This is a genomic window from Xanthomonas arboricola pv. juglandis, from assembly GCF_001013475.1.
Taxonomy (GTDB): domain Bacteria; phylum Pseudomonadota; class Gammaproteobacteria; order Xanthomonadales; family Xanthomonadaceae; genus Xanthomonas; species Xanthomonas arboricola.
On the sequence record NZ_JZEF01000001.1, the window covers coordinates 859,885 to 869,357 of the forward strand.

A 9,473-nucleotide genomic window follows, 5' to 3' on the forward strand; every position below is an offset into this window, starting at 1 on the left:
GTCGTAGGAGCGCGCCAGAGCGCGACCGGGCTTTATCGGGAATGCCTCATCGCGCTCAGGCGCGCTCCTACCGAGCTAGGTAAGTGCGCTGCAACGTCCTGCAACGCACGCACCGATCCTCGCGGACTCACAGATTCCAGTCGATCCGCATGCCTGCGATCAGCGCGTTCTTCAGATCGTTGGTGCGCGTCGGCTCGTTGAACTGGTCGGGGTTGATCACGTAATGCAGGTTCGGGGCGATGCGCAGGCGCTTGGTGACCTGGATGCCGTAGCTCAGCTCCATCATGATCTGGTTGTCGGCCGGGGTGCCGGTGCCGCCGGCCGAGGCGCGGGCCAGGCGCAGGTTTTCGATCGCCTCGTCGCTGTACTTCTGCTGGGTGATCACGAAGGCAATGTTGTCTTGCGGGCGGCTGGCGAAGGTGCCTTTCTGCACCAGGCCGAGCTGCACGAAATGGTCTTCGATGGCCTGGCCGCCGGTGCTCTTGAGGATGGCGCCGAACACGGTCAGGCCGCGGGCGCCGGACGGATCCGGATTGGTGACCTGTTGTTCGAAGCGGGCGAACATGCCCGAGCGGCCCTGCTTGTTTTCGTAGCCCAGGCCGCTGAGCACGGCCGGGTTGCCGTTGCGGTCGCGCAGCGGGTCGGTGTAGTCGGAGTTGTCCTGCCAGCCGCCCAGTTCGTACATCGCGGCCATGCTGCCGTCGCCGCCCTTGTTCTTGTAGCCGACCGCGTAAGGCACCACCACGCCGGTGGTGTCGTCGGTGCTCCACTTCAGGCCGTGCTGGCCGTCCTGGGCCTGCACCGGGTTGACCTCGTAGGCGCCCACATGCACGTAGACCTTGGGCGTGACCCAGGCGGTGGCATGCGCGGCCCAGCTGGACACCGGCCAGTAGGTGAAGTTGCTGGTGCGGAACACGAAGGTGGGGTTGCCGCAGGCCGAGTTGCCCTGGAAGTACTGGCACAGGTCCGAGCCGAGGAAGTGGATGTTGGCCACGCTGCGGCCGGCTTCCAGTTCCAGGCGGTCGTCGAACAGTTTCTGCAGCAGGGTGAAGTTGGCCAGCCGCGTGCCCTGGCCGCCGTAGATCTCCTGCACCGAGGTGCTGTTGCCGATGCTGCTGTTGGCCAGGTTGGTGCCGTGGCGGTTGGTGACGTACAGCTTGACGGTGGCGCCGCCCCAGCCGAACAGGCGGTCCATGTCGACATCGGTACCGACCATCAGCTGGCCGGCATAGGCATCGCCGTTCTTACGGCCGCCATCGATCATCGAGGCGGCTTCGCCGGTGTAACCCAGCTTGAGCTTGAAGGCATCGGCGGCATCCTGCGCGTGGGCGAGCGGGGTCAGCGCCAGTGCCAGCGACAGGCACAGCAGGCGGGGACGGGCATGGCGGGGGGCGAGGACGGTCATGGCAGGACTCCGAACGAAGGTAGGCGTGGCCGGGTGGCGAACGCGACAACTAGGGGATGGGTAAGCCGCTGGCCGCGCACGAAGGTGCGCAGCGCAGCGATGAAACCAGTCAGGGGTGGAGCGGGGCGGCGATCAGGCGTGGCGCATGCGCGGGCGGCACGCGGCAATGGCGAGGTGGCCGAAGGTCAGGCGACCACGTCGGCCACCGGCTTCTTGAGCAGGCGCAGTGCCACCGCGGTGACCACCACGCCGACCACCAGGGCCAGCACGTAATTGAGCAGGTGGGTCACCGCGTTGGGGATCAGCAGCACGAAGATGCCGCCGTGCGGTGCCTTCAACTCGGCGCCGGCGGTCATCGAGATCGCGCCGGCCACGGCCGAGCCGATCACCAGCGCCGGGATGGTGCGCAGCGGGTCGCGCGCGGCATACGGAATCGCCCCTTCGGTGACGAAGGCCAGCCCGAGCACGCCGGCAGCCGTGGCCGAGCCGCGCTCTTCCACGGTGAAACGGTTGCGGAACACCCAGGTGGCCAGCGCGATGCCCAGCGGCGGGGTCATGCCGGCCACCATGGCGGCGGCCATCGGGGTGTAGACCTGGCTGGCGATCAGGCCGGTGGAGAACGCATAGGCGGCCTTGTTGACCGGCCCGCCCATGTCGAAGGCCATCATGCCGCCGAGCAACAGGCCCAGCAGCAGCGCGCTGCTGCCCTGCATGCCGCGCAGCCAGGCGGTGAGCCAGGCCAGCAGGTCGGCCACCGGTTGGCCGAACACGTACATCATCGCCAGGCCGACCAGCAGCGTGCCCAGCACCGGTAGGATCAGCACCGGCTTGAGTCCTTCCAGATTGCGCGGCAGGCGGATGTAGCGGTTGAGCGCGGCCACGCCGTAGCCGGCGATGAAGCCGGCGATGATGCCGCCGAGGAAGCCGGCATTGAGGTTGGCCGCGACCAGGCCGCCGATCATGCCGGGCGCGATGCCGGGGCGGTCGGCGATGGAGTAGGCGATATAACCGGCCAGCGCGGGCACCATCAGGGTGAAGCCGGCCTTGGCGCCGATCTGGAACAGCGACCAGGCCAGCGTGCCCTGGTGCGCATCGTCGCCGGCATAGATGCCACCGAGCGCGAATGCCAGCGCGATCAACAAGCCGCCGGCGGTGACGAAGGGCAGCATGAACGACACGCCGGTCATCAGGTGCTTGTAGGCGCCGGTGCGGCCGTTGCCGGTGTTTTCGGCCTTGGCGGCGCCCGCGACCGGCGCCGCGCCGCCGTGCACGCCGGCTTCGGCCAGCGCTTTCTGGATCAAGGCCGGGCCGTCGTTGATGGCCGGCTTGGTGCCGCTCTTGAACAGGCGCTTGCCGCCGAAGCGGGCCAGGTCGACTTCGCGATCGGCGGCGATCAGCACCAGATCGGCATCGCGGATTTCCGCGTCGGTCAGGGCGTCCTGCGCGCCGACCGAGCCCTGGGTTTCCACGCGGATCTGGTAGCCGAGTTTTTTCGCGGCCTGCTGCAGGCCTTCGGCGGCCATGAAGGTGTGCGCGATGCCGGTGGGGCAGGAGGTGATCGCAACGATGCGCTTGCTGGCCGCGCTGCCTGCGGCAGCCGATGCATTGGCGGCAGCCGGTGCGGCGAGCTGGTTCACCGCGGCGGCCGGGTCGTCCAGTACCGCGCCCAGGCTCAGGCGCAGCAGCTGCGCGTCGCCGAAGCGGGCGGTGTCGGCATCGGCGTCGCCGATCACCAGCACCTGGCTGGCGGCGCTGGCCAGTTCGCCCGGCAATGCGCCGAGCACGCCCTGGTCGCTGCGGATTTCGATCGTCACGCTGCGCCCTGCGGCGGTGGCCGCGCGGCGCAGCGCTTCGGCCGCCAGGACGGCTTCGGTGCTGCGGTCGCCAGCGGCGATGACCACGATGGAAGAGGACATGCAAATCTCCTGCGTTGTTCGGTCGCCGGCAAGCGCCGGCGGGATACGTGGTGTCTTGCGCAAAACACCGGCGCGCTGGCACTGCCAGCGTTCGCGCCGGCGGTGGTGCTACGAGAGCGGGTCGATGACGATCTCGCCGGCGAGCTTGCGTACCTGCTGCGGGTTCAGCCGGCGCGCATCGCCGCTTTCCAGCCGACTGAGCGAGAACGCGGTCGCCAGCCGTGCGCAACTTTCCAGACCGGTGGACTCGCCAAGCAGCGCGGCGGCCAGGCCGGCCACCATCGCGTCACCGGCGCCCACGCTGCTGCCCTGCGCCAGCCGCGGCGGGCGCGCGATCAGGCGCTGGTCGCGCTGCACGAACAGGGCGCCTTCGGTCCCCATCGAAATGACCACCAGCTGGATACCGCGTGCGATCAGTTCGTGCGCGGCGGCGCTGAGGGCGGCACGGTCGCTCAGTGGGCGGCCGGTCCAGGCTTCCAGCTCGTGGCGGTTCGGCTTGACCGCGTACGGCAGCGCCTGGCGCGCGGCACCGAGTGCGGCCACCAGCGGCGCGCCACTGGTGTCCAGCAGCACGCGCGCACCGGCGGCGCTGGCCTGGGCCTGCAACTGCGCCCAGCTGTCGTCCGGCAGGCCGGCCGGTAGGCTGCCCGACAGCACCACCGGCAGGCCGGGGCGCAGCAGCGGGGCGAGGTGATCGGCCACGCCCTGCAGGTGCGGCTGGCCCAGGCGCAGGCCGGGCAGGTTGATGTCGGTAGTGTCGTTGCTGCGCGCTTCGACCAGCTTGAGGTTGGTACGGGTCTCGCCGGCCACGCGCTGGCAGTGATCGGCAATGCCGCGCTCGCGGAACAGCGCCTCGAACACGCCGGCATTGCCGACCCCGAGCACGCCGAGCGCGGCGACCTGGCTGCCCCAGTCGGCCAGACAGGCGGCCACGTTGATGCCCTTGCCGCCGGCATCGTTGCGCACGCTGCTGGCGCGATGCACCGCGCCCGGCTGCAGGCTGTCGAGCTGGATGGTCTGGTCGATCGCCGGGTTCAGCGTCACCGTGATGGCATGCAGGTTCATGCCTGGCCCTCGCGCTGCGCTTCCAGGGCGCGCACCTGCTCTGCGGTTTCGCAGTTCAGCGCCTGCTCGGCCAGCTGCTGCAGCGTGCTCAGCGCGGTGCCGCGCAGGCGTGCCTTGACCGCCGGGATGTCGTTGGGCGTCATCGACAGTTCCTGCACGCCCAGTCCGGCCAGCAGGCTGGCGCCGAACGGATCGCCGGCCAGACCGCCGCACACGCCGACCCAGCGGTCGTGTTTGCGCGCACCTTCAATCGTGCTGCGGATCATGCGCAGCACCGCCGGGTGCAGGCTGTCGGCTTCGGCGGCCAGCTCCGGGTTCTGGCGGTCGATCGCCAGCACGTACTGGGTCAGGTCGTTGGTGCCGATCGAGAAGAAGTCCGCATGGCGCGCCAGTACGTCGGCCTGTGCGGCGGCGGCGGGCACCTCGATCATGATGCCGATCGGCACCTCGGGCGCGTCGAGTTCGGCGCGGATGCGCGCGCAGATGGCGCGCAGGGTGATCAGCTCCGGCACCGAGGTGATCATCGGGAACATGATCGACAGCCGCGCCCCGTCCTTGGCGGCGCGGTACAGCGCACGCAGTTGCGGTTCGAGCAGGTCCGGGCGACGCAGCAGCAGGCGCGCGCCGCGGACGCCCAGGAACGGGTTTTCCTCGTGCGGCAGCTCCAGATGCGCCACCTGCTTGTCGCCGCCGATGTCCAGTGCGCGCACGATCAGCGGGCGGCCATCCAGCGCCTGCGCCATCGCCAGGTAGGTTGCGTGCTGCTCGTCCTCGCTGGGCGTGCTGCCGCTTTCCAGGAACAGGAATTCGGTCCGCATCAGGCCGACGCCTTCGGCGCCCTGGGTCAGCGCCATCGCAACCTGGTCTGGCAGGTTGACGTTGGCGCCGATGTCGATGTGGTGGCCGTCGCTGGTTTCGGCTGGCAATGCGCGCTGCGCGGCCTCGCGCTCGCGGATCGCCTGCTGCTCGGCGATATGCGTGCGCGCCGCATCCAGGTCCAGCTCGGACGGGTTGATGTACAGCCGCCCGCTGCTGCCGTCGATGATGGCGGTGACGCCGTCTTCGATATCCATGAGTTGGCCGCCGGCCGCGACCAGCGCCGGCAGGCCGAGCGTGCGCGACAGGATCGCGGTATGCGAGGTCGGCCCGCCTTGGGCAGTGGCCAGGCCGAGCACGCGTGCGGTGTCCAGGTTGGCGGTGTCCGACGGCGACAGATCGCCGGCCAGCAGGATGCAGGGCTGCTCCGGCAGGTCGGTCAGGCCGGCGCCGGCGGCGGCCGGGTCGAGCTGGGCCAGCACGCGGCGGCCGACATCGCGCAGGTCGGCCGCGCGGCCGGCCAGCACCGGGTTGCCGAGTGCGGCCAGTCCCGAGGCGATCTGTTCCACCGCCTGGTGCCACGACCACGCCACGCCGTGGCCTTCGACCATCAGCTGGCAGGTGCGGGTGATCAGGTCGGTGTCGTTGAGCAGTTCGGCCTGGGCCTTGAAGATCGCCGCGTCCGAGGCGCCGAGCCGGCGCTGGGTATCGTCCTGGATCGCCGCCAGCTGCTGGCGGGTGCGGGTCAGCGCGTCGTGCAGCAGCGCGCCGCCATCGCCCAGGCCGACCGGTTGATCGGCCACCTCGGTCTGCGCCGCGCGCAGCCGGTGCACGATGCCGATCGCCACGCCCGGGCTGGCGCCGATGCCGACGATGGCTGGTTGCGCCTGTGGCGGCGTCCAGCCGGCCACCGGGGCGGCGCGGCGTTGCGCGGCACGCTCGGCATCGGCCTTTTCCTGCGCGGTCAGGCTGTCCATCACTGCGCGCAGGCGCTTGAGCAGCGCACCCGCATCAGTGCCTTCGGCCGAGACGGTGATGCTGTCGCCGGCACGCAGGCCCAACTGCAGCAGGCCGACCAGGCTCTTGGCATCGGCGGCCTGGTCGCCGGCGCGCACCTGGGCGCGCGCCGAGAAACCGCGCGCCGTCTCGGCCCAACGGGTGGCCGGGCGGGCGTGCAGGCCGCTGGGGTAGGCAATGGTCCACTCGAAGGATTCGGCCAGATCGGTGGCCGGCGCGGCGCTGGTGTCGGGTGCGCGGTCGCCGGTCAAGGCCGCCACGATCACGCCGGGGTCGTCGGTGGTGAACAGCGCTTCCAACTGGGCCGGGTCCTGGATCAGGCGGGTCAGCCGGCGCAGCAGGGTGATGTGGGTGTCGGACTGGGCGGCGATGCCGACCACCAGCCGGGTGGTCTGGCCCGGGTTCCACTCCACGCCCTCGGGCAACTGCAGCACGGCGATGCCGTCGCGGCGCACCAGGTGGCGGTCTTCGCCGACGCCGTGCGGGATCGCCAGGCCGTGGCCGAGGAAGGTGTTCGCCAGGCCTTCGCGGCGCCGCATGCTGGCGTCGTAGCCCGGCGTCACGCAGCCGGCGGCGACCAGCAACTGGGCGGCCTGCGCGATGGCGTCATCCTTGTCGCGGGCATGCGCACGCAGGCGCACGAGTTCGGGGGTGACGGGGGCGGCTGGCGACGGAGAGGACAAGACGGACTCCGGGGGTGGGGACGGGCTGGGCAGTATAGTGGGAACGTTCCCACGTTCCAGGTCAATGTGCGCTGCACAAAAACGTTGTAGTGCTTTCGGGTTAGCATCGAATCAGACACGGCGCCTGGCCCCAGGTGCGCAAATGGAGCGGGAACGGTCCCAGTGAGTATCAGCATCAATGACGTGGCCCGGGTGGCCGGGGTTTCCAAATCGACGGTCTCGCGCGCGTTGGGTACTGGCCCGGTCAGCGAGGAGGTGCGGGCCAAGGTCGAGGCGGCGGTGCGCCAGACCGGCTACCGGCCCAACCTGATGGCGCGGCGCCTGCGATCGCAGCAGTCCGGCATCCTGGGGGTGATCGTCGCCGACATCCGCAACCCGTACTTCACCGCGCTGATCCGCGCGGTGGAGGAGGTGGCCTATCGCGCCGGCATGCGCGTGACCCTGTGCAATACCGACGAAGACCCCGAGCGCGAGGCGCTGTACCTGCAATTGATGCAGGAAGAACGCATCACCGGGCTGATCTTCGCGCCGACCCGCAGCACGGTCGGGCGCATGCACGAGCTGGTGCTGGACTACCCGACCGTGCTGGTGGACCGCGCCGGCCCCGGCAGCCGCTACGACAGCGTGGTGCTGGACAACGCCGCGGCCATGGGCGAGCTGGTCGCGCATCTGCAGGCGCAGGGGTATCGGCGCATCGGCGGGCTGTTCGGTACCAGTACCACCGCGACCGAACGCCGCAACGGCTATCTGGCCGCGATGGCGGTGCCGGGGCTGACGCCAGCCTACCGCGAAGTGGCGCCCACCGCCGAAGCGGCGATCGCCGAAGTCGGCCAATGGCTGGCCGGCGCTGACCGCCCCGACGCCATCGTGACCAGTAACAGCCTGTTGTTGATGGGCGCGCTCAAGGCCGCCCGCACCGCCGGTCTGCGCATCCCCGACGACCTGGCCCTGGCCGGCTTCGACAACGAGCGCTGGACCGACCTGGTCGAGCCAGGCATCACGGTGGTCGAGCAACCGGTCGAAGACATGGGCCGCGCGGCGATGTCGCTGCTGCTGGAGCGTTTGAGCAATCCGCAGCTGCCGATCCGCCGCATGGTGATGACCGGCCGCTGCGTGGTCCGCGGCTCCACTGGCGCACGCCCGCGCACCTAGCCGCCCTCGTCGTAGGAGCGCACCCGGGCGCGACGGGCGTTACCGGTACAGCCCATCGCGCCCAGGGGCGCTCCTACGAAGGCGTGGCGGTCGTTGCGGATCGCGCTGTGCGGGTTTTGCCCAAGCACGCCATGTCACCAATCCCCGCCACCCCTTAGGAGCGCACCAGGGCGCGAGGGGCGTTACCGGTGAGGCTCATCGCGCCCATGGGCGCTCCTACGACGGCGTGGCGGTCGTTGTGGATCGCGCTGTGCGGGTTTTGCCCAAGCACGCCATGTCACCAATCCCCGCCACCCCTTAGGAGCGCACCAGGGCGCGAGGGGCGTTACCGGTGAGGCTCATCGCGCCCATGGGCGCTCCTACGACGGCGTGGCGGTCGTTGTGGATCGCGCTGTGCGGGTTTTGCCCAAGCACGCCATGTCACCAATCCCCGCCACCCCTTAGGAGCGCACCAGGGCGCGAGGGGCGTTACCGGTGAGGCTCATCGCGCCCATGGGCGCTCCTACGACGGCGTGGCGGTCGTTGTGGATCGCGCTGTGCGGGTTTTGCCCAAGCACGCCATGTCACCAATCCCCGCCACCCCTTAGGAGCGCACCAGGGCGCGAGGGGCGTTACCGGTGAGGCTCATCGCGCCCATGGGCGCTCCTACGACGGCGTGGCGGTCGTTGTGGATCGCGCTGTGCGGGTTTTGCCCAAGCACGCCATGTCACCAATCCCCGCCACCCCTTAGGAGCGCACCAGGGCGCGAGGGGCGTTACCGGTGAGGCTCATCGCGCCCATGGGCGCTCCTACGACGGCGTGGCGGTCGTTGTGGATCGCGCTGTGCGGGTTTTGCCCAAGCACGCCATGTCACCAATCCCCGCCACCCCTTAGGAGCGCACCAGGGCGCGAGGGGCGTTACCGGTGAGGCTCATCGCGCCCAGGGGCGCTCCTACGACGGCGTGGCGGTCGTTGCGGATCGCGCTGTGCGGGTTTTGCCCAAGCACGTCATGTCACCAATCCCCGCCACCCCGTAGGAGCGCACCCGGGCGCGATGGGCGTTACCGGTACAGCCCGTCGCGCCCGGGTGCGCTCCTACGGGACATCACGGGCGCGCAAACAAAAAAAGCCCGCTTCCGGCGTAATGCTGTTCACTTAAGCAATTGAGTTACCGAAAATCTGGTATCAGACCTCTGGTATCGGATTTTTTGTGTCCCTTCAACAGCAGCTGTTCGACCTTGGCGATCTGTTCAACTTCTCCGACCTGAGCACGTTTACGCAGAATATTCCGGTGGAGTGGGTGGCCAGCGCGCTGGAACTGTCTTCCAAGGCCAGCATCCGGCGTCGGCGTCTTCCCAGTGATCAGGTGTTGTGGCTTGTCCTGGGCATGGCGTTGTTCCGTGACGAACCGGTGCACGAGGTCGCACGTCGTTTGAACAT

General features: G+C 69.6%; 6 protein-coding genes. 2 read left to right on the plus strand and 4 right to left on the minus strand.

Translation table 11 applies throughout. The features are described from left to right. Positions 1–127: 127 nt before the first annotated feature. The 4 genes from XARJCFBP2528_RS03415 to ptsP form a co-directional block, all read right to left on the minus strand. Positions 128–1,405: a carbohydrate porin gene (locus XARJCFBP2528_RS03415; RefSeq protein ID WP_016904598.1), complete on the minus strand. Its 1,278-nt coding sequence runs from the start codon at positions 1,403–1,405 to the stop codon at positions 128–130. A 185-nt stretch (positions 1,406–1,590) separates the two neighbouring features. Next, positions 1,591–3,321: a PTS fructose transporter subunit IIC gene (locus XARJCFBP2528_RS03420; protein ID WP_016904599.1), complete on the minus strand. Its 1,731-nt coding sequence runs from the start codon at positions 3,319–3,321 to the stop codon at positions 1,591–1,593. A 108-nt stretch (positions 3,322–3,429) separates the two neighbouring features. Beyond that, positions 3,430–4,386, minus strand: coding sequence for a 1-phosphofructokinase (gene pfkB, locus XARJCFBP2528_RS03425; protein WP_016904600.1), 957 nt, complete (start codon positions 4,384–4,386; stop codon positions 3,430–3,432). Then, the gene (gene ptsP, locus XARJCFBP2528_RS03430; protein WP_026064837.1) at positions 4,383–6,902 is read right to left on the minus strand and encodes a phosphoenolpyruvate--protein phosphotransferase; all 2,520 of its coding nucleotides are present in this window, start codon (positions 6,900–6,902) and stop codon (positions 4,383–4,385) included. Before ptsP ends, pfkB begins: the two co-directional genes overlap by 4 nt. A 162-nt stretch (positions 6,903–7,064) precedes the next feature. Here ptsP and XARJCFBP2528_RS03435 point away from each other — a divergent pair, with 162 nt between their 5' ends. Continuing rightward, the gene (locus tag XARJCFBP2528_RS03435) at positions 7,065–8,054 is read left to right on the plus strand and encodes a LacI family DNA-binding transcriptional regulator (protein WP_024940702.1); all 990 of its coding nucleotides are present in this window, start codon (positions 7,065–7,067) and stop codon (positions 8,052–8,054) included. 1,189 nt (positions 8,055–9,243) lie between these two features. Next, on the plus strand, positions 9,244–9,473 hold a 230-nt coding region (locus tag XARJCFBP2528_RS03440; RefSeq protein ID WP_211257624.1), incomplete at its 3' end, for a transposase domain-containing protein.